Origin of the sequence: Enterobacter sp. 04-C-12-SI-ECC (genome assembly GCF_047530715.1) — a bacterium.
Taxonomy (GTDB): Bacteria; Pseudomonadota; Gammaproteobacteria; order Enterobacterales; family Enterobacteriaceae; genus Enterobacter; species Enterobacter bugandensis.
On sequence record NZ_JBLKDI010000011.1, the window covers coordinates 108232 to 134356 of the forward strand.

The 26125-nt window shown below is 57.1% G+C and carries 25 protein-coding genes, 1 tRNA gene and 1 other RNA gene; 11 read left to right on the forward strand and 16 right to left on the reverse strand.

The annotated features are described in order from the left end of the window. Nucleotides 1-17: 17 nt before the first annotated feature. The 5 genes from hutH to hutI all read right to left on the reverse strand — a co-directional run bounded on the left by hutH (nucleotide 18) and on the right by hutI (nucleotide 6259). Nucleotides 18-1538, reverse strand: a complete 1521-nt coding sequence (gene hutH, locus ACMWL8_RS15380; RefSeq protein ID WP_414751602.1) for a histidine ammonia-lyase — start codon at nucleotides 1536-1538, stop codon at nucleotides 18-20. Further along, a complete protein-coding gene (hutU, locus tag ACMWL8_RS15385) occupies nucleotides 1535-3223 on the reverse strand; it encodes a urocanate hydratase (RefSeq protein ID WP_045259945.1) in 1689 nt (562 codons plus the stop codon). The genes hutH and hutU overlap by 4 nt, the downstream gene beginning before the upstream one ends. 126 nt (nucleotides 3224-3349) lie before the next feature. Continuing rightward, nucleotides 3350-4084 (reverse strand): histidine utilization repressor, encoded by a 735-nt coding sequence (locus ACMWL8_RS15390; RefSeq protein WP_045259944.1) that lies wholly within the window; start codon nucleotides 4082-4084, stop codon nucleotides 3350-3352. Between the two features lie 19 nt (nucleotides 4085-4103). Beyond that, nucleotides 4104-5042 carry a formimidoylglutamase gene (hutG, locus tag ACMWL8_RS15395; protein WP_045259943.1) on the reverse strand — a complete coding sequence of 313 codons (939 nt, stop codon included), beginning with the start codon at nucleotides 5040-5042 and terminating at the stop codon, nucleotides 4104-4106. Next, nucleotides 5039-6259 carry an imidazolonepropionase gene (gene hutI / locus ACMWL8_RS15400; RefSeq protein ID WP_045259942.1) on the reverse strand — a complete coding sequence of 407 codons (1221 nt, stop codon included), beginning with the start codon at nucleotides 6257-6259 and terminating at the stop codon, nucleotides 5039-5041. Before hutI ends, hutG begins: the two co-directional genes overlap by 4 nt. A 224-nt stretch (nucleotides 6260-6483) precedes the next feature. On the opposite strand from hutI, the gene ACMWL8_RS15405 reads away from it, so the two are divergent. Next, nucleotides 6484-7767 carry a putative acyl-CoA thioester hydrolase gene (locus ACMWL8_RS15405; RefSeq protein ID WP_045259941.1) on the forward strand — a complete coding sequence of 428 codons (1284 nt, stop codon included), beginning with the start codon at nucleotides 6484-6486 and terminating at the stop codon, nucleotides 7765-7767. A 55-nt stretch (nucleotides 7768-7822) separates the two neighbouring features. On the opposite strand, the gene tisB is transcribed toward ACMWL8_RS15405, so the two are convergent. Both tisB and pgl read right to left on the reverse strand, forming a co-directional pair. Then, a complete protein-coding gene (gene tisB / locus ACMWL8_RS15410) occupies nucleotides 7823-7912 on the reverse strand; it encodes a type I toxin-antitoxin system toxin TisB (RefSeq protein ID WP_023332440.1) in 90 nt (29 codons plus the stop codon). Nucleotides 7913-8355: 443 nt separating this feature from the next. Next, nucleotides 8356-9351, reverse strand: coding sequence for a 6-phosphogluconolactonase (gene pgl / locus ACMWL8_RS15415; protein WP_041910746.1), 996 nt, complete (start codon nucleotides 9349-9351; stop codon nucleotides 8356-8358). Nucleotides 9352-9491: 140 nt separating this feature from the next. On the opposite strand from pgl, the gene ACMWL8_RS15420 reads away from it, so the two are divergent. Next, nucleotides 9492-10310 (forward strand): pyridoxal phosphatase, encoded by an 819-nt coding sequence (locus tag ACMWL8_RS15420; RefSeq protein ID WP_045259940.1) that lies wholly within the window; start codon nucleotides 9492-9494, stop codon nucleotides 10308-10310. Here the strand turns inward: ACMWL8_RS15420 and modC are convergent, their stop codons facing one another. From modC to ACMWL8_RS15440, 4 genes are all read right to left on the reverse strand, one after another. Further along, nucleotides 10311-11369 (reverse strand): molybdenum ABC transporter ATP-binding protein ModC, encoded by a 1059-nt coding sequence (gene modC / locus ACMWL8_RS15425; RefSeq protein WP_045259939.1) that lies wholly within the window; start codon nucleotides 11367-11369, stop codon nucleotides 10311-10313. Nucleotides 11370-11371: 2 nt separating this feature from the next. Next, complete coding sequence (gene modB / locus ACMWL8_RS15430; RefSeq protein ID WP_041910749.1) at nucleotides 11372-12061, reverse strand: molybdate ABC transporter permease subunit; 690 nt, start codon at nucleotides 12059-12061, stop codon at nucleotides 11372-11374. Beyond that, nucleotides 12061-12834: a molybdate ABC transporter substrate-binding protein gene (modA, locus tag ACMWL8_RS15435; protein ID WP_045259938.1), complete on the reverse strand. Its 774-nt coding sequence runs from the start codon at nucleotides 12832-12834 to the stop codon at nucleotides 12061-12063. The genes modB and modA overlap by 1 nt, the downstream gene beginning before the upstream one ends. Nucleotides 12835-13012: 178 nt before the next feature. Beyond that, nucleotides 13013-13162, reverse strand: coding sequence for an AcrZ family multidrug efflux pump-associated protein (locus ACMWL8_RS15440; RefSeq protein ID WP_041910751.1), 150 nt, complete (start codon nucleotides 13160-13162; stop codon nucleotides 13013-13015). A gap of 127 nt (nucleotides 13163-13289) precedes the next feature. Between ACMWL8_RS15440 and modE the strand changes: the two genes are divergently transcribed. The 7 genes from modE (at nucleotide 13290) to gpmA (ending at nucleotide 21036) form a co-directional block, all read left to right on the forward strand. Further along, entirely contained in the window at nucleotides 13290-14078 is a 789-nt protein-coding gene (gene modE, locus ACMWL8_RS15445; protein ID WP_045259937.1) for a molybdenum-dependent transcriptional regulator, read from the forward strand. A 67-nt stretch (nucleotides 14079-14145) separates the two neighbouring features. Further along, nucleotides 14146-15618 (forward strand): molybdate ABC transporter ATP-binding protein ModF, encoded by a 1473-nt coding sequence (modF, locus tag ACMWL8_RS15450; protein ID WP_028012399.1) that lies wholly within the window; start codon nucleotides 14146-14148, stop codon nucleotides 15616-15618. Between the two features lie 200 nt (nucleotides 15619-15818). After that, on the forward strand, nucleotides 15819-16835 hold the full coding sequence (galE, locus tag ACMWL8_RS15455; protein WP_041910754.1) for a UDP-glucose 4-epimerase GalE: 1017 nt from the start codon (nucleotides 15819-15821) through the stop codon (nucleotides 16833-16835). 9 nt (nucleotides 16836-16844) lie between these two features. Further along, the gene (galT, locus tag ACMWL8_RS15460) at nucleotides 16845-17891 is read left to right on the forward strand and encodes a galactose-1-phosphate uridylyltransferase (RefSeq protein WP_045259936.1); all 1047 of its coding nucleotides are present in this window, start codon (nucleotides 16845-16847) and stop codon (nucleotides 17889-17891) included. A 3-nt stretch (nucleotides 17892-17894) separates the two neighbouring features. Next, on the forward strand, nucleotides 17895-19043 hold the full coding sequence (gene galK, locus ACMWL8_RS15465; protein ID WP_045259935.1) for a galactokinase: 1149 nt from the start codon (nucleotides 17895-17897) through the stop codon (nucleotides 19041-19043). Further along, complete coding sequence (gene galM, locus ACMWL8_RS15470) at nucleotides 19037-20077, forward strand: galactose-1-epimerase (protein WP_045259934.1); 1041 nt, start codon at nucleotides 19037-19039, stop codon at nucleotides 20075-20077. Before galK ends, galM begins: the two co-directional genes overlap by 7 nt. Before the next feature lie 206 nt (nucleotides 20078-20283). Further along, complete coding sequence (gene gpmA / locus ACMWL8_RS15475) at nucleotides 20284-21036, forward strand: 2,3-diphosphoglycerate-dependent phosphoglycerate mutase (RefSeq protein WP_008501111.1); 753 nt, start codon at nucleotides 20284-20286, stop codon at nucleotides 21034-21036. 61 nt (nucleotides 21037-21097) lie between these two features. Here gpmA and aroG read toward each other — a convergent pair whose 3' ends face one another. Next, nucleotides 21098-22150, reverse strand: a complete 1053-nt coding sequence (aroG, locus tag ACMWL8_RS15480; RefSeq protein ID WP_028012394.1) for a 3-deoxy-7-phosphoheptulonate synthase AroG — start codon at nucleotides 22148-22150, stop codon at nucleotides 21098-21100. 303 nt (nucleotides 22151-22453) lie between these two features. Here aroG and ACMWL8_RS15485 point away from each other — a divergent pair, with 303 nt between their 5' ends. Further along, a complete protein-coding gene (locus tag ACMWL8_RS15485; protein ID WP_045259933.1) occupies nucleotides 22454-22834 on the forward strand; it encodes a protein YbgS in 381 nt (126 codons plus the stop codon). 105 nt (nucleotides 22835-22939) lie between these two features. Next, nucleotides 22940-23875: a CDF family zinc transporter ZitB gene (gene zitB, locus ACMWL8_RS15490; RefSeq protein WP_045259932.1), complete on the forward strand. Its 936-nt coding sequence runs from the start codon at nucleotides 22940-22942 to the stop codon at nucleotides 23873-23875. Here the strand turns inward: zitB and pnuC are convergent. The 4 genes from pnuC to ACMWL8_RS15510 all read right to left on the reverse strand — a co-directional run bounded on the left by pnuC (nucleotide 23872) and on the right by ACMWL8_RS15510 (nucleotide 26080). Further along, complete coding sequence (gene pnuC / locus ACMWL8_RS15495) at nucleotides 23872-24591, reverse strand: nicotinamide riboside transporter PnuC (RefSeq protein ID WP_028012391.1); 720 nt, start codon at nucleotides 24589-24591, stop codon at nucleotides 23872-23874. The two genes, zitB and pnuC, sit on opposite strands and share 4 nt — an antisense overlap. Nucleotides 24592-24614: 23 nt before the next feature. Beyond that, complete coding sequence (gene nadA, locus ACMWL8_RS15500; RefSeq protein WP_045259931.1) at nucleotides 24615-25658, reverse strand: quinolinate synthase NadA; 1044 nt, start codon at nucleotides 25656-25658, stop codon at nucleotides 24615-24617. A gap of 191 nt (nucleotides 25659-25849) precedes the next feature. After that, a non-coding RNA gene (locus ACMWL8_RS15505) (RtT sRNA) lies at nucleotides 25850-25978 on the reverse strand. 26 nt (nucleotides 25979-26004) lie between these two features. After that, nucleotides 26005-26080, reverse strand: a tRNA-Lys gene (locus ACMWL8_RS15510). Nucleotides 26081-26125: the final 45 nt, after the last annotated feature.

Consider the following 26125-nt stretch of genomic DNA (forward strand, 5'->3'; position numbering starts at 1 on the left):
CGCTACCGGGCAAAACATCACAGAACCGAAGGTAGCAGTCCTACAAGGCGTCCCTCTTCCAGAAGCTGCATCGCCTTATCAATATCCGGCGCAAAGAAGCGGTCGTCATCGTAATGCGTGACGTGCTCGCGCAGCACATGGCGCGCCTGCTCCAGCAGCGGGCTGGATTTAAGCCCTTCGCGCAGATCGATACCCTGACACGCCGCCAGCCACTCCACCGCCAGCACGCCGCGGGTGTTGGAGGCCATCTCCCACAGACGACGCCCGGCCGCCGGGGCCATCGACACGTGATCTTCCTGGTTCGCCGAGGTTGGCAGGCTGTCCACGCTGTGCGGGTGCGACAGGGCTTTGTTCTCGCTTGCCAGCGCTGCGGCCGTCACCTGAGCGATCATAAAGCCTGAGTTAACCCCGCCGTTACGCACCAGGAACGGTGGCAGTTGGGACATGTGTTTATCCATCATCAGCGCGATACGGCGCTCGGACAACGCGCCGACTTCGGCAATCGCCAGCGCGATATTATCCGCCGCCATCGCCACCGGCTCGGCGTGGAAGTTGCCCCCGGAGACCACCTCGTTTTCCTCGGCGAATACCAGCGGGTTGTCGGAGACCGCATTGGCCTCCACCAGCAGCACCTCTGCTGCCTGGCGCAGCTGCGTCAGGCACGCGCCCATCACCTGCGGCTGACAGCGCAGAGAATACGGTTCCTGCACCTTCTCGCAGTTATGGTGTGAATCCGCAATCTCACTCGTGTCGGTGAGCACGTGGCGGTACATGGCGGCGGCATCAATCTGCCCGCGCTGGCCGCGCACCGCGTGAATACGCGCGTCAAACGGACGACGCGAGCCGAGCACCGCCTCGGTGGTCAGCGCACCGCACACCACAGCCGAGGCAAAGAGATCCTCCGCTTCAAACAGGCCGCGCAGCGCGAAGGCCGTCGACGCCTGCGTGCCGTTGAGCAGCGCCAGCCCCTCTTTTGCCGCGAGAGTGATTGGCGTTAAGCCGGCTTTTGCCAGCGCTTCTTTCGCAGGGAGCCACTCGCCCTGCCAGCGCGCTTTGCCTTCACCCAGCAGCAGCAGCGACATGTGCGCCAGCGGAGCGAGATCGCCGGAGGCACCGACGGAACCTTTTGCCGGGATCCACGGATAGACTTCTGCATTCACCAGGGCCATCAGCGCCTGGATCACGCTCAGGCGAATGCCCGAGAAACCGCGCGCCAGGCTGTTGATTTTGAGCACCATCATCAGACGGACAATCTCATCATCCAGAGGCTGGCCGACGCCTGCCGCGTGCGACAGCACCAGCGAACGCTGTAAGTTTTCCAGATCGTGCGTGGCGATGCGGGTCTGCGCCAGCAGGCCAAAGCCGGTGTTAATCCCGTAGGCGGTGCGCCCTTCGGCAACAATCGCTTCTACACAGGCGACGCTGTCGTTTATCGCGGCGTGGGCGCTTTCATCAAGCGACAGGGGGACCGGCTGGCGCCAGACGTTACGCAGCTGTTTGAGCGTCAGCGAGCCGGGAGTGAGTGTTAACGCGTTCATGCATGCTTTCCTTGTGTGGCAGGGATCATCGGCAGGTTCAGTCCCTGCTCTTTGGCACAGTCAATGGCAATCTCGTAACCCGCATCCGCGTGACGCATCACGCCGGTTGCCGGGTCGTTGTGCAGCACGCGGGCGATGCGCGCGGCCGCTTCATCGGTTCCATCACAGACGATGACCATCCCTGAGTGCTGGGAGAAGCCCATCCCGACGCCGCCGCCGTGGTGCAGCGAGACCCAGGTGGCGCCGCTGGCGGTATTCAGCAGGGCATTAAGCAATGGCCAGTCGGAGACCGCGTCAGATCCGTCGCGCATGGCTTCGGTTTCACGGTTTGGGCTGGCGACGGAACCGGAGTCCAGGTGGTCACGGCCGATCACAATCGGCGCGGAGACCTCGCCGCTGCGCACCATTTCGTTGAAGGCGAGGCCCAGCTTTTGCCGCCACTCGAGCCCTACCCAGCAGATGCGCGCCGGCAGGCCCTGGAAGCTGATGCGTTCGCGAGCCATATCCAGCCAGTGGTGCAGGTGTTCGTCGTCGGCGACGATCTCCTTCACTTTAGCGTCAGTTTTGTAGATATCCTGCGGATCGCCGGACAAGGCCACCCAGCGGAACGGGCCGATGCCGCGGCAGAACAGCGGGCGGATATAGGCAGGCACGAAGCCGGGGAAGTCGAAGGCGTTATTCACGCCCATCTCTTTCGCCATCTGGCGGATGTTGTTGCCGTAGTCAAAGGTTGGAATACCCAACTGGCTGAAGGCCAGCATCGCGGAGACGTGTTCCGCCATCGAACGCTTAGCCGCCAGTACCGTGCCTTCAGGGTCGGTTTCCGCTTTTTGCTGGTAGTCTTCCCACGTCCAGCCTTTTGGCAGGTAACCGTGCAGCGGGTCATGGGCGCTGGTCTGGTCGGTGACCAGGTCCGGACGCACGCCGCGGGCAACCAGCTCCGGCAGAATATCCGCCGCGTTGCCGCACAGGGCAATCGACACCGCTTTGCCTTCGGACGTGTATTTTTTGATGCGCGCCAGCGCGTCATCAAGATTCTCGGCCTGTTCGTCGACGTAACGGGTACGCAGACGGAAATCAATGCGGCTCTGCTGGCATTCAATGTTCAGCGAGCACGCGCCGGCCAGCGTGGCGGCCAGCGGCTGCGCGCCGCCCATCCCGCCCAGACCGGCGGTAAGCACCCAGCGGCCTTTCAGCGAGCCGTTATAATGCTGACGCCCCGCTTCCACGAAGGTTTCGTAGGTGCCCTGCACAATCCCCTGGCTACCGATGTAGATCCAGCTCCCGGCGGTCATCTGGCCATACATCGCCAGCCCTTTCGCGTCCAGCTCGTTGAAGTGTTCCCAGGTGGCCCAGTGGGGCACGATGTTAGAGTTGGCGATCAGCACGCGCGGCGCGTTCTTGTGGGTTTTAAACACGCCAACCGGCTTGCCGGACTGCACCAGCAGGGTTTCGTCGTTTTCGAGTTCGGTCAGGGATTTTACAATTGCGTCATAGCATTCCCAGTTGCGTGCGGCGCGGCCTATGCCGCCGTAGACCACCAGTTCGTGGGGGTTTTCCGCCACCTCAGGATCAAGGTTGTTCATCAACATGCGCAGCGGGGCTTCGGTGAGCCAGCTTTTGGCAGTAAGCGTGGTGCCGCGCGCGGCGCGGACGTCCTGCTGGCGGTATTTACCTGACGACATTGTGTGCTCCTATACGGGACAGATGATGTATTTAGATATACTTGTATAGACAAGCACACACAAGGCCGGATTTAACAAAAAAGATACAATTTTGTTATATTGCGTTAGCGATCACGCTTATAAAACTTATGACATAAAGTGGCCCTGCAGCCGGTAACGGTTCCCCGGGAAAAGCAGTCGGGCATGCGACACGATATCCGATGATGACCAGGTACGACGGCGGATCAGCAGGCACGGATCGTATTCTTTAATGCGCAACAGCTCGCACTCCTGCGGCGTCGCGCGTACGGCCTCAACAATGTGCTCCCCTTCCGTCAGCGGTGCGACCAGCGACAGATAGGCGTGCGGCGTGGTGTGGGTGTAATCCTGGTTCAGGTATTCCGGTATCCGCTCTGCGTTGACGCAGCGATCTTCAATCTGCACCGGAATGTCGTTTTCAAAATGCACCATCACGGAGTGGAAGATGCGGCTACCCTCTTTGACATTTAGCTCAGCGGCCTGCTCGGCGCTGGCCTGGGTCTCTTCCAGCACCAACACTTCGCAGCGGTGCTGATGATTACGCGAGGTTATCTCATCGGCAATGCTGCGGATTTCAAACAGGGCAGATTGCCCTTTCGGTTCCGCCACAAACGTCCCCACGCCCTGCAGGCGCACCAGAAGTCCTTCGTCGGTGAGCTCGCGCAGCGCCCGGTTGACGGTCATCCGGCTAAAACCGAACTGCGCCACCAGCTCGGCCTCCGACGGAATGCGATCGTGCGGGCGCCAGACGCCGGTGGCGATTTTTTCGCTGATCGCCTGCTTCACCTTTTCATAGAAAGGCGCGGGCGGGCTCGGTTGCGGCAGGGGTGAGCGTGAAAACATCGTGACTCCTTTAATAGTGTTATGCCCACCAGTGAGCAATTTGCCAGGCCAGACGGGCAGCGAGCTTTGCGCCCTGTCCGTCCCGATCGTACTGCGGGTTAAACTCTACCAGATCGGCGGCCTGCAGCTTACCGCTGCGGCAGATTTGTTCAATAACCGGCATTAGATCCATTGCCGGGACGCCTAACGCCGCAGGGGCGGAAACGGCAGGCATTTCGCCCGCGGGCAGGACGTCCAGATCGATCGTAAGATAGACACGCTCGGCCTGCGCCAGCACCTTTTCCAGCGCCGATAATGCCTCGCGTCTGAAATGAAGATCCTCCACCAGCGTGACGTTCAGGCGTTCGGCCTCATCCCACAGTGCCTGGGTGTTCGCCGCGCGGCTGACGCCAAAGCAGGCATAGCGAAACTCGCGCCCGCATTCATCGCAGTATTGAGCCAGCTGACGAAACGGCGTACCGGACGTCGCCCGGTCGGCCTTGCGCAGGTCGAGATGCGCATCCAGGTTTATCACCGCCACGCGCTCGCCGGGGAATGCATCCAGAACACCCCGTCCATGCGCCCAGGCGGTTTCATGCCCGCCGCCAAACACCAGCGTGCGCATCCCGGACTGCTGGCAGGCCGTCACGGCATCGCTTAACGCCCGCTGCGCGGGTTCAAGCTCATCGCTTTCAACGTACACCGAGCCCATATCCGCCAGCCGTTCGTGTCCCTGATGGCTTGCCATATTCGCCAGCGCTTTGCGCAGAATATCAGGGGCCTGCGCGGCGCCGGGCCTGCCCTGATTGCGTTTAACCCCTGCATCGCATTCAAAGCCTATCAGCGCGATGCCGGATGAAAGCGGCGTGAACTGCGCCTGCTGTTGTATCGTCTGGAAAATGCGCGTTGCATTGCTGGCTTCGGCGCTGTCGTCTCGCCCCTGCCAGACCGTTTCGGCGACGGGCCGCCATAACTTCATACTGCCTCCCCACGGAAAATACGTTGATACAGCGGATTGCGTCCCGGCTCGTAGACCATCTCCACCGGGTGGTGAGCATCCCAGACGATAAAATCAGCGACAAACCCGGCCCGCAGCTGTCCGTGGGTTTCACCGCGCCCCAGCGCCTGCGCGGCATGCCGCGTGACGCCAGCCCAGGCTTCTTCGGGCGTCAGGCCAAACTGGACGCAGGCCATGTTCATCGCCAGGTGCAGGCTCGCAAACGGGCTGGTGCCGGGGTTATAGTCGGTGGCGACCGCCATCGCTACCCCCTGTTTTCTGAGCTGTTCAACCGGCGGACGCTGGCGCTCCTGCAGAAAATAGAACGCGCCGGGGAGCAGTACCGCAACCGTACCGCTTTGCGCCATCGCCTGAACGCCCGCGTCGTCGAGATATTCGATATGATCGGCCGACAGTCCGTTATATTGGCTGACCAGCGCCGCACCGCCCTGATTCGACAGCTGTTCAACATGCCCTTTCACCGGGATACCGAGCGCGGCGGCGGCCTTAAAGAGGCGCTCGGTTTGCGACGGGGTAAAACCGACGTTTTCGCAGAACACGTCTACTGCTTCATATAACTCTTTTTGCCACAGCGTGGGCAATATCTGCTCACAGACCAGCGCGAGGTACGCATCCGGATCCTGTCGATATTCCGGCGGAACCGCATGGGCCGCCAGCAGCGTTGGGCTGATATCGATCGGATTATCGAGGCTCAGCTGGCGGGCAACCTGCAGCATCTTCTCTTCGGCCTCGGCGTTGAGCCCGTATCCCGATTTGATTTCAACGGTCGTGACGCCTTCATTCATCAGACGCTGGAGCCGCTGCTGCGCCAGCTTGAGCAGGGTTTCGGGTGAACTGCTGCGCGTTGCCGTCACGGTGGCGTTAATCCCGCCCCCCTGAGCGCTGATGGTCTGGTAAGAGACGCCGTTCAGACGCTGCTCCCACTCCGCCGCGCGGTCGCCGCCAAATACCAGATGGGTATGGCAGTCAATCAGGCCAGGCGTGACCAGACGTCCCTCAAGATCGATGACGTGACGGTGTCCGGAAGGAAGGTCAGATTCAGGGAGCACGCCAAGGATAGTTTGGCCGCGCACGACCAGCGCGTGCTGCTCTTTCAGGCCATAAGGCGCGGATGTATCGGGAACCATTGTTGCCAGGCGCGCATTTCGCCATATAACATCGTCAGGTTGAAGCTGCATGGGCATTCCACTTGTCATGGGTTGTATAGACATTTATTTGCATCCATCGTCTGCTGTCAACCGCCTTAAGGGAAAATGTTATTTATTTGTGATGACTTTCCCGTTACCTCCGGGCAAAAAATGCAACTTTTACCCTTTTTATCTTCCCGTTTCGCTCAACTTAGTATAAAAAAGCAGGCTATTTCGTCTATCCCGTAAAGACTTGCATACCCAGGAGCTTCACCTTGAACATTTCCAGGATTTCCCGTCTGGCGTTAGCGCTCGCCTTTGGCGTGACATTATCCGCATGCAGTTCTACACCACCGGATCAGCGTCCTTCTGAGCAGGTAGCGCCCGGTACCGCCTCCCGCCCGATTTTGTCCGCGGATGAAGCGAAGAATTTCGACCGCGCCCATTACTTCTCGGCGATGGATCCTAACGCCGCGCCGTGGACACCGTCTTCTATTAACCTGCCTAAACAGCCTGACTTCGTTGTTGGCCCGGCTGGCGCGCAGGGCGTAACGCATACCACTATCCAGGCAGCGGTTGACGCGGCAATCACTAAACACAGCGCGTCTCGCCAGTACATCGCGATCCTGCCGGGTGAATACGAAGGCACCGTGTACGTTCCGGCGGCTCCTGGCAGCATTACGATTTACGGTCTGGGTGAAAAAGCCATCGACGTAAAAATTGGCCTGGCGATTGATTCCGAAATCGACAGCACCGCCTGGCGTCACCTGGTGAACCCGGCAGGCAAATATATGCCGGGCAAACCGGCGTGGTATATGTTTGATAACTGCCAGAGCAAGCGTTCCGCCACCGTTGGCGTGATGTGCTCGGCGGTGTTCTGGTCGCAGAATAATGGCCTGCAACTGCAGAACCTGACCATTCAGAATACCCTTGGTGACAGCGTGGATGCCGGTAACCACCAGGCCGTTGCGCTGCGTAGCGACGGCGATAAGGTGCAGTTTAACAACGTCAATATTCTGGGCCGTCAGAACACCTTCTTCGTGACCAACAGCGGCGTACAGAACACGCTGCAGAACAACCGTCTGACCCGTACGCTGGTGACCAACAGCTACGTTGAAGGTGACGTGGATCTGGTGTCCGGTCGCGGCGCGGTGGTGTTTGATAACACCGATTTCCGCGTGGTGAATTCCCGTACCCAGCAGGAAGGCTATGTGTTTGCTCCGGCAACCCAGTCTAACCTGTTTTACGGCTTCCTGGCCGTGAACAGCCGCTTTAACGCGGCCGGTGACGGCGTGGCGCAGCTGGGCCGCTCCCTGGACGTGGACTCTGCGACCAACGGCCAGGTCGTTATCCGCGACAGCGTGATCAACGAAGGCTTTAACGTGGCGAAGCCGTGGGCTGATGCGGCTGTCTCCAAACGTCCGTTCTCCGGCAACACCGGTGCGGTGGACGATAAAGGAAACGTGCAGCGCAACCTGAACGACGCGAACTTCAACCGCATGTGGGAATACAACAACCGCGGTCTGGGCAGCAACGTGGTTGCTGAGCCGAAGCAGTAACGAGATGAGAGTAAAAGGGGGAGTTTAATCCCCCTTTTTACTGCGACTGAATGCGTCAGGCTCCAAACTTAAGATACGCATCCAATAGTTGCATAATCGCAACCATGAGTTGCAGGAACAGAATTGCCCATTCCACACCGCTCATACGCCACTCCTTTGGTATAGAGCACTTCTCCTCTGGTTTACCTTTCCGCTGCCTGTCACCAGAGGTGTGTTGGTTATGTTTTGATGTGCTCCGCAGTTTAGGCACCGTCGGCACCACCCGACAGCCAGGACTTAAAAAGGATCCTGAATTGCGGAACTGCAACACATCGAACCAACGCACAGAATGATATCAAATCACCACTGTATATAAAAACAGTTAAAACCAATTTAGGAATTTGTAAAGCAAAAGCACTTAAGTGACTGATTATTATTTATATACTATTCACCGATCATTCCGTGTTCTCCTTTGTTCGTTGACGATGAATTTACATCGCCTTGAGTCGACATTATGATGACCCTGTTGGTTACGTTTTGATGTGCTCACCCGGCTACCACCGGGCATAAAAAAACCTCGCATTCGCGAGGTTTTTTGTTTTAAGCCGCTTAGTGCGCGTTAACCACCACCCACATTGGCCCCTGGCCTACAGCGTAGCGTCCTTTCTCTTCCAGCAGACCCTGCTCTCCTTTGATTTCATACAGCGCGATGTGGTGGGATTTCTGCCCCGCCGCAATCAGGTATTTACCGCTGTGATCGATATTAAAGCCGCGCGGCTGGGTTTCCGTTGGCTGGAAGCCCTCAATAGCCAGCACGCTGCCATCTTCGGAGACGCTGAAGACGGTAATCAGGCTGGAGGTGCGGTCGCAGGCGTACAGATGGCGACCATCCGGCGTGATGTGAATATCTGCCGCCCAGCGAGTGTCAGAGAAGTCAGACGGCATCATGTCCAGCGTCTGCACGCACTCAATCTGACCGTTTGGATCTTTCAGCTCCCATACGTCCACAGAGCTGTTCAGTTCGTTAACGACGTAGGCATATTGCTGGTTCGGGTGGAATACCATATGGCGAGGACCTGCGCCCTCAACGGTGGTGACTTCAGCAGGATTCTGCGCCACCAGGTGACCATCGTCGCTCAGGGTAAACAGGCAGATACGATCCTGCTTCAGCGCAGGCACCCACAGCGTGCGGTTGTCCGGGGAGATATTCGCCGAATGGCAGCCTTCCAGCCCTTCCACCACGTCGACAGTTTCTACCGGAATACCATCGTCAAGACGGGTCACGCTGACGCAACCGGCATTGTAAGAACCGCTAAAAATGAAGCGGCCTTTACGATCGGTCGAGATGTGGGTTGGGCTGCCCGGCAGTGGCGCCTCAGCGGTGTAGGTCAGCGCGCCGTCGTCAGGAGAGATGCGGTAGGCCAGCACGCGAAACTCCGGGCGCACGCCCACGTATAAGAAACGTTTATCCGGGCTGACGACCATCGGTTGCACCTGGCCCGGCACATCAACAACCTGAACCAGCGTGAGCGAACCTTCTGCATTCAAGCGCCAGACGTGGATCTGCTGACTTTCAGGACTGGCGGTATAAACGGTTTGTTTCATGAATACTCCTCTCCTCACTGCACGTGAAAGTGATTATTTTTAACGGTGAATGCTGAATTTTAGCCAGGAATTTTGCAGCGATTTACTCTCGGTGTAACATCCCCTGAGACCTAAAATTCAACATTAACCCGGAAGAACAAATGACCTCGCGTGTGATTGCACTGGATTTAGACGGAACATTACTTACCCCTCAGAAAACCCTGCTCCCCTCCTCCCTTGAAGCGCTTAAACGCGCGCAGGAAGTGGGATATCAACTCCTTATCGTAACGGGTCGACATCACGTTGCCATTCACCCTTTTTATCAGGCACTGGCGCTGGATACACCTGCAATTTGTTGTAATGGCACTTATTTGTATGATTATCAGGCAAAAAAGGTTTTAGCCTCCGACCCGCTGCCGGTTCCCCAGGCGCTGCAGCTGATCGATCTGCTGGATGAGCATAATGTTCACGGCCTGATGTATGTGGATAACGCGATGGTGTACGAGCGCCCAACCGGCCATGTGGTACGCACCAGCAACTGGGCGTTGTCCCTGCCAGAAGCGCAGCGTCCGGTCTTTACCCAGGTTTCCTCTCTGCGTCAGGCGGCCCAGGACGTTGAGGCTATCTGGAAGTTTGCCCTGACGGATGAAGACACCACCAAACTGAATACCTTCGCGAAACACGTCGAGGACACGCTGGGGCTGGAGTGCGAATGGTCCTGGCACGATCAGGTGGATATTGCCCGCAAGGGCAACAGCAAAGGCAAGCGCCTGACGCAGTACGTGGAGTCGCAGGGCTGGTCAATGCAGGACGCGATCGCCTTCGGTGACAACTACAACGACATCAGCATGCTGGAAGCCGTCGGTACGGGCGTGGCGATGGGTAATGCCGACGACGCGGTAAAAGCGCGCGCTAACGTGGTGATTGGCGACAACACCACCGACAGCATCGCGCAGTACATTTATACCCACCTGCTGTAATCAGGCGGTGATCGAGACGCTCTTGATTTGCGCGTAGAGCCACAGGCCGGGTTTGATCCCTAACTCATCCCTGGCCCACGGGCTAATGCGCGCCCAGAGCGTCCGGCTTCCCACCTCGAGCTTCACCTCCACCTGACCGTTATCATCAAAACACTCCGCGACTTTGGCGCGCAGGATATTTCGAATACTGGTTTGCAGCGGCGGCTGCAGCACCAGCGAGACGTCTGATGCCTGAATACGAATACGCAGCGCGGACTGCAACGGCTTGTCGATCTTATTGACCCAAAGATGCTGGTCGCCCAGCGCCAGGGCGGTCATCGCGTAGTGCGGATGATGCTCCAGAACGCTCACCTTCAGGATGCTGCTCTGCTGCTCCCTGGGTAACCAGGGGTGCATCACGCTACTGCCCCACACATCTTCCAGGTTGCCGAAGGCCTTCACGCTGCCCTCTTCCAGCACCAGCACTTTGTCGGCCAGATGGAGGATCTCATCCAGCGAATGGCTGACGTAGAGCATCGGAATATTAATTTCGCGGGTCAGACGCTGCAGGTAAGGCAAAAGCTCGCGCTTGCGCGGTATATCCAGCGAGGCCAGCGGCTCGTCGAGCAGCAGCAGTTCGGGGGCGGTCAGCAACGCGCGGCCTATAGCCACACGCTGTTTCTCCCCGCCGGAGAGCGAGGACGGCAGCCTGTCGAGCAGGGGTTCAATGCCTAAAAGCGTCACCAGCTTATCAAACTGCCCGGCCATGCTTTTCGCCATACCGTAGCGCAGGTTGCCGCGCACGCGGTAGTGCGGGAACAAGCGCGCGTCCTGAAAAACATAACCGATGCGGCGTTTATCCGGCGAAAGGTAAATCTTGTTCTCCACGTCATTCAGGACGCGGTTGTTCAGGACAATGCGCCCTGACTGCGGGCGCGTCAGGCCGCTGATGGCGTTAATCAGAGACGTTTTACCCGCGCCCGACACGCCGAAGACGGCGGTGATGCCGCTTGCAGGCAGCGTCTCGTTAAGCGTCAGAGTATGGTTTCCCAGCGTCTGGGTGAAATTCAGTTCCAGCATCGTTATTTCCCCATCCGTTCGCGGCTTAGCCGTGCCAGCCATTCAGAAACCAGCAGCGAAACCAGGGCTAATACGATAGAGATGATGCACAGCCGCGCTGCGGCACTCTCTCCCCCTGGCGTCTGAATCAGGGTATACATGGCCGATGGGATGGTCCGCGTCTCGCCGGGAATGTTCGACACAAAGGTGATGGTCGCACCAAACTCGCCCAGCGAGCGGGCGAACGCCAGCACCGTCCCGACAATGATGCCCGGCAGCGTAAGCGGAAGCGTGATGGTAAAAAAGACGCGCCAGCGCCCGGCACCGAGCGTGCGGGCCGCCTGTTCGAGCTTCATATCCACGCCTTCCAGCGCGAGGCGGATCGCTCTGACCATCAGCGGGAATGACATCACCGCCGCCGCCAGTACCGCACCGCGCCAGCTAAAGGCAAAGGTGATTCCGAACCAGTCGTAGAGCTTTTCGCCGATAAAACCGCGTCGCCCCATCGAAATCAACAGCAGATAACCGACCACCACTGGCGGTAAAACCAGGGGAAGATGAAGGACGCTGTCGAGCAGCGCTTTGCCGGGGAACCGACAGCGAACCAGTAGCCAGGCAAAAAAGATCCCAAAGGGCAAACTCAGCGCAACCGCCAGGGAAGAGACTTTAAGGCTCAGCAGAACAGCCTGCCATTCAGGATCGGTCAGTATCATCAGTGAGTCGTAAATCCATAACGTTTAAAGATTGCGGACGCCTCCGGCCCCTTCAGATAATCGCGGAAGGCCGTTACGGTCGCATTTTTATGTCCATCAACAATCGCCACAGGATATTCCACTTTCTTGTGGGAGTCTTCCGGGAAGGTTCCAACCACTTTTACGCCCTTGCTGGCAACTGCATCGGAACCATACACAATGCCCAGCGGAGCTTCGTTACGCTCCACCAGCGCCAGCGCGCCGCGCACATCTTCCGCCGGGGCCAGTTTTGGTGACAGGGTCTCCCACGCGCCCAGCTTTTGCAGCGCTTCTTTGGCGTAAATCCCGGCCGGAACGTGTTCCGGGTCACCCACCGCCAGACGGGCACCGTTCAGCAGGCGGGTCCAGTTTGTCTCTTTATTGATGGTGATTTCACCCTGCGTGCTGGCCTTCGGTGCAACCACAACAAGGCTATTGCCCAGCAGCGTTTCGCGGGTCGCCGCATCAATCGATTTCTTCTCCACCGCGTAGTCCATCCACTTCTGGTCAGCAGAGATAAACAGATCTGCCGGAGCGCCCGCTTCTATCTGCCGTGCCAGCGTAGAGGAAGAGGCAAAAGACGAGACTACCTCGACGTTTTTCTCTTTTTTATACGCCGCCGCAATATCCTGCAGCGCGTTGGTCAACGACGCCGCCGCAAAGACCGTGATTTTACCTTCGTCCGCCAGCGCGTGTCCGGTAAGTGAAAGCGTCAGCGTTGCCCCTGCGAAAAGGCGTACCCATGAACGTGCCATCTGTAACTCCTGTGAGTATCGTTATATACATATTAATATAACGGTATCGTCAGGGAGATCCCAGCGGTAATTCGTACCGCTCAAGGGGTAACACGGTGTGTTACGTTAAATAATATCGGCGAAAGTAAGAAAAGCTTGAGAGCAAAACGCCCGGGCAAGCCGGGCGTTTTGTGGGAAATTAATGCTGCTTTTTCGCACGGTCTCTGTGACCGATATTCGAAAAGATGTTGAACACTTCACCCAGGCCGTAGATGGCACCGAGGATGATGGCCATCACTACTGGTACCATGATCACGGCGAATACCAGACTTTTCAACAACTCTAACATGGTTTTCTCCAGATTTTGTGAATGGGCTATTCTACCCTGAAAAGTAAGAAAAACATCCCCTTTTGTGCGGTGCCCTTTGCGCCCTGCACCATTTGGGTCACAATATTCTTTTTGCCAGGACACTGTTATGCAGGCCGAAATTCTTCTTACTCTCCGACTTCAGCAAAAGCTTTTCGCCGATCCCCGACGTATTGCCCTGCTTAAACAGATAGAACAAACCGGCTCAATTAGCCAGGGCGCTAAGAACGCTGGGATTAGCTATAAAAGCGCCTGGGATGCCATCAATGACATGAACACCCTGAGTGAGCATCCGCTGGTGGACAGAGCCACAGGGGGCAAAGGCGGTGGAGGTGCTGTTGTCACACGCTACGGCCTGCGCCTGATTCAGCTCTACGATCTCCTGGGCCAGATTCAGCAAAAAGCATTCGATGTATTGAGTGACGACGACAACGTTCCGCTGGACAGCTTGCTGGCCGCCATTTCCCGCTTCTCGTTGCAGACCAGCGCCCGCAACCAGTGGTTTGGTACGGTGACGGCGCGCGATAATCTCCAGGTACAGCAGCATGTTGAGATCTTGCTTGCCGATGGTGTCACCCGTCTGAAAGCGGCGATAACGGCCCAGAGCGCAGAGCGGCTTGACCTGGATGAAGGTAAAGAGGTGCTGGTGTTGCTGAAAGCACCCTGGGTCAATATCACACGCGACCCGGACAAGGCAAAGGCGGCTGATAACCAGCTGCGGGGCACCATCAGCCATATCGAACGCGGCAAGGAGCAGTGCGAAGTGCTGCTGCCCCTGGCAGACGGACAGGCGCTTTGCGCCACGGTCCCGCTCAGCGAGGCGAACGATTTAGAAGAAGGTGCTGTCGTCACCGCATATTTCAACGCGGACCGGGTGATTATCGCCACATTGTGCTGAGCGCATTGACAATCGTGACGACAGTGCGTATCCCTGATATCTATTGCTGCAAAAAATGGGATACATCATGTCATCATTGCATATTTCGCAAGGTACGTTTCGTCTTAGCGATACCCGAACGCTGACGATTGCCGATCTGACAATACGCGCGGGTGAAAGCTGGGCGTTTGTCGGCACTAACGGCAGCGGTAAATCCGCGCTGGCCCGCGCGCTGGCCGGAGAGCTTACCCTTCTCAAAGGCGAATGCCGGAGCGATTTCACGCGCCTGACGCGCCTGTCCTTTGAACAGCTGCAGAAGCTGGTCAGCGACGAGTGGCAGCGCAACAATACCGATTTACTCAGTCCTGGCGAAGAAGATACCGGCCGCACGGCGGCGGAAATTATTCAGGATGAGGTGAAAGATCCCGCCCGCTGTCAGCATCTGGCGGAACAGTTTGGCATTTCCGCGCTGCTGAACCGGCGCTTTAAGTACCTCTCTACCGGCGAGACGCGGAAAACGCTGCTGTGCCAGGCGCTCATGAGCCAGCCGGAGCTGCTGATTCTGGATGAGCCCTTTGACGGGCTGGATGTCCACTCCCGCGCCCAGCTGGCTGCCCTGCTAGACTCTCTGAATCAGGAAGGCTATACGATCGTACTGGTGCTGAACCGCTTCGATGAAATTCCTGACTTCGTGCAGAACGCGGGCGTGCTGGCAGACTGTAGCCTGATCGAAACCGGAGAAAAGTCCGCGCTGCTCCGACAGGCGCTGATTGCCCAGCTTGCGCACAGCGAAAAGCTGGCGGGCATTGCGCTGCCTGATCCCGACGCGCCGGCAGCACGCCACGGTCTCGATCCCCGGCAGCCGCTTATCGTCCTGCGCGATGGCGTAGTCTCCTATGACGAACGACCGATCCTGAATCACCTCAGTTGGACGGTTAATCCTGGCGAACACTGGCAGATTGTCGGTCCCAACGGCGCGGGGAAATCCACGCTACTGAGCTTGATAACCGGCGATCACCCGCAGGGCTACAGTAACGATCTGACGCTGTTTGGCCGCCGTCGCGGCAGCGGCGAAACCATCTGGGATATCAAAAAGCACATTGGCTACGTCAGCAGCAGCCTGCATCTGGATTACCGGGTCAGTACCACGGTACGCAACGTGATCCTTTCCGGCTATTTTGATTCCATCGGCATTTATCAGGCGGTGTCAGATAAACAGCACAAGCTGGCCCAGCAGTGGCTGGATATTCTGGGGATGGATAACCGGGTGGCTGACGCGCCGTTTCATAGCCTGTCGTGGGGGCAGCAGCGCCTGGCACTGATCGTTCGCGCGCTGGTGAAACACCCTACGCTCCTGATCCTCGACGAGCCGCTGCAGGGGCTGGATCCGCTTAACCGACAGCTGGTCCGCCGCTTTGTGGACGTGCTGATTAGCGAAGGTGAAACGCAGCTGCTGTTCGTTTCACACCATGCCGAAGATGCCCCCTCCTGCATCACCCACCGCCTCGAGTTTGTCGCGGACGGCGAGGGTTATCGCTACCTTCTCAGCAACGTAGATTAACAGCGGGGGGCACCGCCCTCCTCTTTTCAGATAACTTGCATCAATACATCGCTATCTCTTTGATCTAGAATGCTCTACGTCATCGAAAAAGCGGGTGTGAAAATGAGTGTAAACGATTCCACTATTTTATCCCATGTCACACTTTTTGCGTCTCTGTTATGCTATGGTTATTACATACCATAAGCCCAATGGAGCGAATTATGCGAGTTCTGGTAACAGGTGGTAGCGGTTACATCGGAAGTCATACCTGTGTGCAGCTGCTGCAAAATGGTCACGATGTGATCATCCTCGACAACCTGTGCAATAGTAAGCGCAGCGTGCTGCCGGTGATTGAACGTCTTGGCGGTAAACAGCCGACTTTCGTGGAAGGCGACATCCGTAACGAAGCGCTGATGACCGAGATCCTTCACGACCACGCCATCGAAGCGGTGATCCACTTCGCGGGTCTGAAAGCGGTCGGTGAATCCGTTGCGAAACCGCTTGAGTATTACGACAACAACGTCAACGGTACCCTGCGTCTGATCTCCGCCATGCGCGCGGCAAACGTCAAAAACTTTATCTTTAGCTCCTCCGCCACCGTCTATGGCGATCAGCCAAAAATTCCTTACGTTGAAAGCTTCCCGACCGGTACGCCGCAAAGCCCATACGGCAAAAGCAAGCTGATGGTAGAGCAGATCCTGACCGACCTGCAAAAAGCCCAGCCGGAGTGGAGCATCGCATTGCTGCGCTACTTCAACCCGGTTGGCGCCCATCCGTCTGGCGATATGGGTGAAGATCCGCAGGGCATTCCGAACAACCTGATGCCGTACATCGCCCAGGTGGCGGTAGGCCGTCGCGAGTCGCTGGCCATTTTTGGCAATGACTACCCCACCGAAGACGGCACCGGCGTGCGTGACTATATCCACGTGATGGATTTAGCAGACGGCCACGTTGCAGCCATGCAGCAGCTGGCTGACAAACCGGGCGTGCATATTTATAACCTCGGTGCCGGGGTCGGCAGCAGCGTGCTGGACGTGGTTAACGCCTTCAGCAAAGCCTGCGGTAAGCCGGTGAACTACCACTTCGCTCCGCGTCGTGATGGCGACCTGCCTGCTTACTGGGCCGATGCCACCAAAGCCGATAAAGAACTTAACTGGCGTGTCACCCGCACGCTTGATGAAATGGCACAGGATACCTGGCACTGGCAGTCACGCCACCCGCAGGGTTATCCGGACTAAGGATCCGTCATGACTTCGTTTAATCCCGTCGATCATCCGCATCGTCGTTTTAACCCGCTAAGCGGGCAATGGATTTTGGTCTCTCCGCATCGCGCCAAGCGTCCCTGGCAGGGGGCGCAGGAGACGCCTGCAAAACAGACCCTGCCGCAGCACGACCCGGATTGCTTCCTCTGTCCGGGCAACACGCGCGTGACCGGGGATAAAAACCCGGACTACAAAGGCACCTTCGTGTTTACCAACGATTTTGCCGCCCTGATGACCGACACCCCGGATGCCCCCGCGAGCCACGACCCGCTGATGCGCTGCGAAAGCGCGCGCGGTACCAGCCGCGTGATCTGCTTCTCGCCCGATCACAGCAAAACGCTGCCGGAGCTGAGCGTGGACGCGCTGAAAGAGGTGGTCAGCACCTGGCAGGCGCAAACCGCTGAGCTGGGGCAGAGCTATCCGTGGGTGCAGGTGTTCGAAAACAAAGGCGCGGCGATGGGCTGCTCTAACCCGCATCCGCACGGCCAGATCTGGGCGAACAGCTTCCTGCCCAACGAAGCCGAGCGTGAAGACCGTCTGCAGAAGGACTATTTCGCAGAAAACGGCTCACCCATGCTGGTGGACTACACCCAGCGTGAGCTGGCCGACGGCAGCCGTACCGTGGTGGAAACCGAACACTGGCTGGCCGTCGTCCCTTACTGGGCCGCCTGGCCGTTTGAGACGCTGCTGCTGCCGAAAGCGCACGTTCAACGCATCACCGATCTCAGCGACGCGCAGCGCGACGACCTTGCTCTGGCGCTGAAAAAACTGACCAGCCGTTATGACAACCTGTTCCAGTGCTCCTTCCCGTACTCCATGGGCTGGCACGGCGCACCGTTTAACGGGGAAGAGAATCAGCACTGGCAGCTGCATGCCCATTTCTATCCACCACTGCTGCGCTCTGCGACGGTACGTAAATTTATGGTGGGCTACGAAATGCTGGCGGAAACCCAGCGTGACCTGACGGCGGAACAGGCGGCAGAACGCCTGCGTACCGTTAGCGACGTCCACTATCGCGAATCAGGAGTCTAAAAAATGAGTCTGAAAGATAAAACACAATCCCTGTTTGCTGAGAAATTTGGCTACCCTGCCACCCACGTTATTCAGGCACCTGGTCGCGTTAACCTGATCGGTGAACATACCGACTATAACGACGGCTTCGTGCTGCCGTGCGCCATCGATTACCAGACGGTTATCAGCTGTGCGAAGCGCGACGACCGTAAAGTCCGCGTCATTGCGGCGGATTACGGTAATGAGACGGACGAGTTTTCCCTTGATGCCCCGATTGTGACGCACGACAGCCAGCAGTGGTCTAACTACGTGCGCGGCGTGGTGAAGCATCTGCAGAAGCGCAACAAGAACTTCGGCGGCGCCGATTTAGTCATCAGCGGCAACGTGCCGCAGGGTGCGGGCTTAAGCTCGTCGGCCTCGCTCGAAGTGGCCGTGGGAACCGTCTTCCAGCAGCTGTATCATCTGCCGCTGGACGGGGCGCAAATTGCCCTGAACGGTCAGGAAGCGGAAAACCAGTTCGTGGGCTGCAACTGCGGCATCATGGACCAGCTGATCTCCGCGCTGGGCAAAAAAGAGCATGCGCTGCTGATCGACTGCCGCTCGCTTGGTACCAAAGCCGTTCCCCTGCCAAAAGGCGCGGCCGTCGTGATTATCAACAGTAACTTTAAACGCACGCTGGTGGGCAGCGAGTACAACACACGCCGCGAACAGTGTGAAACCGGCGCGCGCTTCTTCCAGCAGCCTGCCCTGCGCGACGTAACGCTCGATGAATTTAACAAAGTGGCGCACGAGCTGGATCCTGTCGTCGCCAGACGCGTTCGCCACGTGCTGACCGAAAACGCCCGTACCGTTGAAGCCGCCTCCGCGCTGGCGAAAGGCGACCTGAAGCGCATGGGTGAGCTGATGGCAGAATCTCACGCCTCCATGCGCGATGATTTTGAAATCACCGTGCCGCAGATCGACACCCTGGTGGACATCGTCAAAGCGGTTATTGGCGATAAAGGCGGCGTGCGCATGACGGGCGGCGGCTTTGGCGGCTGCATCGTCGCGCTGGTGCCGGAAGAGCTGGTCCCTGCCGTCCAGGACGCTGTGGCGAAGCAGTACGAAGCGAAAACAGGTATCAAAGAAACGTTCTATGTATGTAAAGCATCACAAGGAGCCGGACAGTGCTAAACGAAACACCTACCCTCGCACCGGATGGTCTGCCGTATCGCCTGTTAACCCTGCGCAACAGCGCGGGGATGGTGGTTACGCTGATGGACTGGGGTGCGACCCTGCTTTCTGCCCGCGTACCGATGCCGGACGGCAGCGTGCGCGAAACCCTGCTGGGCTGCGCCTCACCCGAGCAGTACGTTAATCAGTCTGCCTATCTGGGTGCCTCCGTCGGGCGCTATGCCAACCGCATCGCGAAAAGCCGTTTTGAGCTCGACGGCGTGCAGTACTCCCTGCTGCCAAGCCAGGGCGAGAACCAGCTTCACGGCGGTCCGGACGGGTTTGATAAACGCCGCTGGAAAATTGTTCGTCAAAACGACGGCGAAGTGCTGTTCTCGCTGGATTCGCTTGATGGCGATCAGGGCTTCCCGGGGAACCTTACCGCGTCCGCGCGCTTTACGCTGACGGACGACAACCGTATCGCTATTGAATACCGTGCGACGGTCGACAAGCCGTGTCCGGTTAACCTGACTAACCATGCCTACTTCAATCTCGACGGCAACCAGTGCGACGTGCGTAACCACAAGCTGCAGATCCTGGCGGACGCGTATCTGCCGGTTGACGAGATGGGCATTCCGTATCAGGGCCTGAAAGACGTGAGCGGGACCAGCTTTGATTTCCGCAGCGCGAAAGTTATCGCCCAGGATTTCCTGAGCGATGACGACCAGCGCAAGGTGAAAGGCTACGATCACGCGTTCCTGCTGCACGCCAAAGGTGATGTGAAGCAGCCTGCCGCACACGTCTGGTCCAGCGATGAGAAACTGCAGATGACGGTGTATACCACCGCCCCTGCCCTGCAGTTCTACTCGGGCAACTACCTCGGCGGCACGACGGCGCGCGAACACGAAGAGTACAGCGACTGGCAAGGGCTGGCGCTTGAGAGCGAGTTCCTGCCGGACAGCCCCAATCATCCTGAATGGCCGCAGCCGGACTGCGTGCTGCGCCACGGTGAAGAGTACATTAGCGTGACGGAATACCATTTTATTCCGAAATGATTTCCAGCCCTCCCATCGGAGGGCTTTTTTCTGCGCGTCTTGCTGAAAATAGCGCCGATCGCTGACAAAATCCTAACCCTGGATTCACAAGCATCTTACACTCAGAGACTATTTTCGCTATGGTTAGGGTTAAGCGTTGCTGCTGGCACGGCCACAGCAATATAATGAGAATTGTTATCATTCTAAAAATGCTTGAGGAGTAAGAGATGGCTATTACTAAGCTGGTCCTGGTGCGTCACGGCGAAAGCCAGTGGAACAACGAAAACCGCTTTACCGGTTGGTACGACGTTGATCTGTCCGAGAAAGGCGTAAGCGAAGCAAAAGCAGCAGGTAAACTGCTGAAGGAAGAAGGCTTCAGCTTTGATTTTGCTTACACCTCTGTGCTGAAACGTGCCATCCACACCCTGTGGAACGTGCTGGACGAACTGGATCAGGCCTGGCTGCCGGTTGAGAAATCCTGGAAACTGAACGAGCGTCACTACGGTGCGCTGCAGGGTCTGAACAAAGCGGAAACCGCTGAGAAATACGGCGACGAGCAGGTTAAACAGTGGCGTCGCGGCTTCGCGGTCACCCCACCAGAGCTGACCAAAGATGACGAGCGCTATCCGGGCCACGACCCGCGCTACGCGAAACTGACTGATGCTGAGCTGCCAACCACCGAGAGCCTGGCACTGACCATCGACCGCGTTGTGCCTTACTGGAACGAAACCATTCTGCCACGCCTGAAAAGCGGTGAGCGCGTGATCATCGCTGCTCACGGTAACTCCCTGCGCGCGCTGGTGAAATACCTGGACAACATGGGCGAAGACGAGATCCTCGAACTGAACATCCCAACTGGCGTACCGCTGGTATATGAGTTCGACGAAAACTTTAAGCCAATCAAACATTATTACCTGGGTAACGCGGACGAGATCGCAGCGAAAGCAGCGGCTGTCGCGAACCAGGGTAAAGCGAAGTAATTTTCGCCGGACGTAAAAAAAGCGCGGAGCCTTCCGCGCTTTTTTATTTGTGCGTGAGGACTCAGCCGCGGCGCGCTTTTACCGCATTCGCCAGCTGACGCAGGATGGCATCGGTATCGTCCCAGCCAATGCAGGCATCGGTGACGCTTTTGCCATACACCAGCGGCTCGCTGCCTTCCAGGTTCTGGTTACCTTCAACCAGATGGCTTTCGATCATCACCCCAATTACCGCCTTCTCACCGTTAGCGATCTGCTGACAGACGTCTGCCCCCACTTCCATCTGCTTTTTGAACTGCTTGCTGGAGTTGGCGTGGCTGAAGTCGATCATCACCTGCGGTGGCAGCCCGGCTTTTTCCAGCCCGGCCTTCACCTCTGCCACGTGTTTTGCACTGTAGTTTGGCTCTTTACCGCCGCGCAGAATGATATGGCAATCACCGTTACCGCTGGTGTTGACGATGGCGGAGTGACCCCATTTGGTCACGGACAGGAAGCAGTGCGGCGCACCCGCGGCGTTGATGGCATCGATAGCCACTTTGATGGTGCCATCAGTACCGTTTTTGAAGCCCACCGGACATGAGAGACCGGAAGCCAGCTCGCGGTGAACCTGAGATTCAGTGGTACGGGCACCAATGGCGCCCCAGCTCATCAGGTCTGCCAGGTATTGTGGCGTAATCATATCCAGGAACTCGCCGGCAGCAGGCAGGCCGCTGTCGTTGATCTCCAGCAGCAGCTTGCGCGCAATGCGCAGGCCGTCGTTGATCTGGAAGCTGTTATCCATGTGCGGATCGTTAATCAGCCCTTTCCAGCCCACGGTCGTGCGCGGTTTTTCAAAATAGACGCGCATGACGATTTCCAGCTCATCCTTTAACTCTTCACGCAGGGTGAGCAGACGCGCAGCATACTCTTTCGCAGCGGCAGGATCGTGAATGGAGCACGGGCCAATAACCACCAGAAGACGATCGTCATTACCTTTCAGGATCTTGTGGATCGCTTTACGAGCATGAGAAACCGTATTTGCGGCATTTTCAGTGGCGGGGAATTTCTCAAGGAGTGCTACAGGAGGTAATAACTCATTGATCTCTTTGATGCGTAAATCGTCGTTCTGATAATTCATCTTCTTTCCAGCTCTGCCATATCTTTAGTAATGAAAGCAATCCTTTCAATCTATCTTGTCGACCAGGAAGTGTAAACACGGTTTTACACTTCACGCAGATAATTCCTGGAATTCGCCTAAAAATCGCCACAAAATAGCGAAAAATGAGATCTAACCTAAGCTTTTTAACTGTAACAACCATTTTTAAACGCTTAAACGCGATTCCCTACTGACGTAAGTCCGTAAGGCGGAATCTTTCGCCTCTAAAAAGATGCACTGTTGGAGAATGTTATCCAGCGTAACGACAAGAACAGGAGCACCATCATGAAAATGACAAAACTGACTACCCTCTTCCTGACTGCCACACTCACCCTTGCCAGCGGCAGCGTCCTGGCCGCAGAAACGGGTGCTTCAGACAGCAACGGTGATGCCAATGCGGCAGCAGCGGCAGGCCAGGTTGCGCCTGATGCGAAACAGAATATCGCCCCGAATAATGTCGATAACAGCCAGATCAATACCGGCAATACCAACACCGGCGGTACTATGCTGCATCCGAACGGTAGTGCTTCCGACACCATGAATCATGACAACATGAGCTCGGATGAGGTTCATAAGAACTCGATGTGCAAGGACGGCAAATGTCCTGATCCGAACGACAAAGTGGGTAACGACGCCAATACCAAAACTGATGGCACAACCCAGTAATTCTTGATGCTTCAAATGTGAAAGGAGAGCCCAGGCTCTCCTTTCTTTTTGGAGTAACCTGTTAAAAACGCTACACTAAAATAATAACGAATCAGGAAAGCAGACATGGCGCACACCCACTCACACCCATCTTCTCCCGGCAACGACAATGCAAAACGACTCATGCTGGCCTTTGGCGTTACGGCCACGTTTATGGTTATCGAGGTCATTGGCGGCCTGGTTTCCGGCTCGCTGGCGCTGCTGGCTGATGCCGGACATATGCTGACCGATGCCGCAGCGCTGCTTTTCGCCCTGCTGGCGGTGCAGTTTGCTCGCCGCCCACCCAACGCGCGTCATACCTTCGGCTGGCTGAGGCTGACCACCCTTGCCGCGTTTGTTAACGCCATCGCGCTGGTGGTTATTACTGTTCTTATCGTCTGGGAGGCCGTACAGCGTTTCAGGCACCCGCAGCCCATCGCCGGGACGACAATGATGGTGATTGCCGTGGCGGGGTTGCTGGCAAATATTCTGGCGTTCTGGATTTTGCATCGCGGCAGCGGGGAAAAGAACCTCAACGTTCGCGCTGCGGCTCTGCATGTGCTGGGGGATTTGCTCGGCTCAGTCGGGGCGATTGTCGCCGCGCTGGTGATCCTCTATACCGGCTGGACGCCTGTCGACCCCATTCTCTCCGTGCTGGTATCGTGTCTGGTCTTGCGCAGCGCCTGGCGGCTGCTGAAGGAGAGCGTCAATGAACTGCTGGAAGGGGCGCCGGCATCAATGGAGATTGACGAGCTGAAACGAAACCTGCGCCGTACTGTCCCGGAAGTGCGTAATGTTCATCACGTGCACGTCTGGCTGGTAGGCGAGAAGCCGGTCATGACGCTGCACGTCCAGGTCATCCCGCCCCATGACCACGACGCGCTGCTTGAACGCATCCAGCACTTTCTTGAACATCACTATGAGATAGGTCACGCCACCATCCAGATGGAGTATCAGCCCTGTAGCGGGCCGGACTGCCACCTTAACGAGGCGCAGCCCGACCATTCACATCATCACCACTAGCTTGAAAGCGCGTGTGAGCCACGCTCACGCGCGCTCTTGATCCACATCCGGCTGCCGTTCAGGGCAATGAAGGTCAGCAGCAGATACTCCAGCGACATGGCATAGACGCCCTGAAGGGCAAAAATCACCACGCTGATGACGTTGATGATGACCCACAGCAGCCAGTTCTCAACATATTTACGGGTCATCAGGACCATCGCCGCGATCGACAGCACCATCATGCAGGAATCCCAGAACGGGAAGGCATCCGGCTGAAGCTCCGGCATCGTCACGTTGAGGCCAATCGCGGACATGACCGAAACGGCAACGCGGGTCAGGAACGCAAACACCGGGTTGATGTAGACGGTCATCAAACCAATGGCGACGACGCAGGCGACAAACCAGGCGATGGCTTTCGGTAAGGGCAGCCAGCGGATCTGCAGCTCAGCCTCCTGCTGGCTGTTCTGCCGGGACCAGGCGTACCAGCCGTAAATATTGGCAGCGAAGAAAAACAGCTGCAAAAGCAGGCTGGCGTACAGCTGGATCTGGAAGAAGATAATCGCAAACAGCGTGACGTTAATCAGCCCGAACGCGTAGTTGCTGATCTTCTCCAGGCTTGCCAGCCAGATACACAGCAACCCCGCCAGCGTGCCTACGGCTTCAATCCATGACAGGTCATAGCCACCTGCACCAATCGGTATATGAACCAGAATGTTTTGCGTGCTAAAAAAATCCATCTTTTCCCCAGGGCGTTTTTGAATTAAGTACGTAGTGTAGCCGCAAAATCCAGCATGCGGTTAAGCGGAATTAACGCACCTTCACGCAGAGCGGCGTCCACATGAATTTCATGCGCTGCACCACCTGTCTCGAGCCCTTCGGCAATGGCCTTCAGGCCGTTCATCGCCATCCACGGGCAATGCGCGCAGCTGCGGCACGTCGCGCCCTCACCTGCCGTTGGGGCTTCCAGCAGCTCTTTCTCCGGTACGGCCTGCTGCATCTTATAGAAGATACCGCGATCGGTCGCGACGATGAGCTGCTTGTGCGGCAGCGTCCTGGCCGCGTTGATAAGCTGGCTGGTTGAGCCAACCGCATCGGCCATATCAACAATCGACTGCGGTGATTCAGGGTGCACAAGAATGGCCGCGTCAGGATAAAGCGCCTTCATACGGGACAGCGCCTGGGTCTTGAATTCGTCGTGCACAATGCAGGCGCCCTGCCAGCAGAGAACGTCAGCGCCGGTCTGCTTTTGAACGTAATTGCCAAGATGGCGGTCAGGGGCCCAGATAATTTTCTCACCCAGGCTGTCCAGATGCTCAATCAGCTCAACGGCGATGCTCGACGTGACCACCCAATCTGCGCGCGCTTTTACCGCCGCAGAGGTGTTGGCGTAAACAACCACGGTCCGGTCAGGATGGGCGTCGCAGAAGGCGTTGAATTCGTCAATCGGGCAGCCGAGATCGAGCGAACACTCCGCATTGAGCGTCGGCATCAGAATGGTTTTTTCCGGGCTGAGGATCTTTGCCGTTTCGCCCATAAAACGCACGCCTGCAACCAGCAGCGTGGAAGCGGGATGTTTTGCACCGAAGCGGGCCATCTCCAGTGAATCAGAAATACAGCCCCCGGTCTCTTCCGCCAGCTGCTGGATTTCCGGATCGGTGTAGTAATGGGCCACCATCACCGCATCGCGCTCTTTGAGAAGCCGTTTGATCTTCTCGCGGTAGAATTGTTTTTCATCCTGGCTTAATGGCACAGGCTTTGGCGGAAACGGATAGATTGCGGCTTCAGGATCGAACATCACGCTCATTATGGCTTCTCGTTTTACTGTCTTAACAATATTGCTTTTCTTTTGCCTGACAAAGCAAAACGCAGGGCAATTGTGTTTTATATACTAAACAAGATAGCGAATCTGGAGTGAAAAGTCACCGGGAATAGATGGGCGGAGCATTTGTTGTACGGCAGATAGCAAAAAGGCGCCTTTAGGGCGCCTTTCTACACTGGTGGGTCGTGCAGGATGACTCGCTTCGCTCGCCCTTCGGGCCGTCGCCGTAAACGGCTCCGGTGCCTCACTACGTTCGGCTCGAACCTGCTGCAGGTTCGAATCATCCAGTTCGCAGATAGCAAAAAAGCGCCTTTAGGGCGCTTTTTTACATTGGTGGGTCGTGCAGGATTCGAACCTGCGACCAATTGATTAAAAGTCAACTGCTCTACCAACTGAGCTAACGACCCATTCGGGTGTTGCCTGAATTATCACTCGGCACCAATAAAATTGGT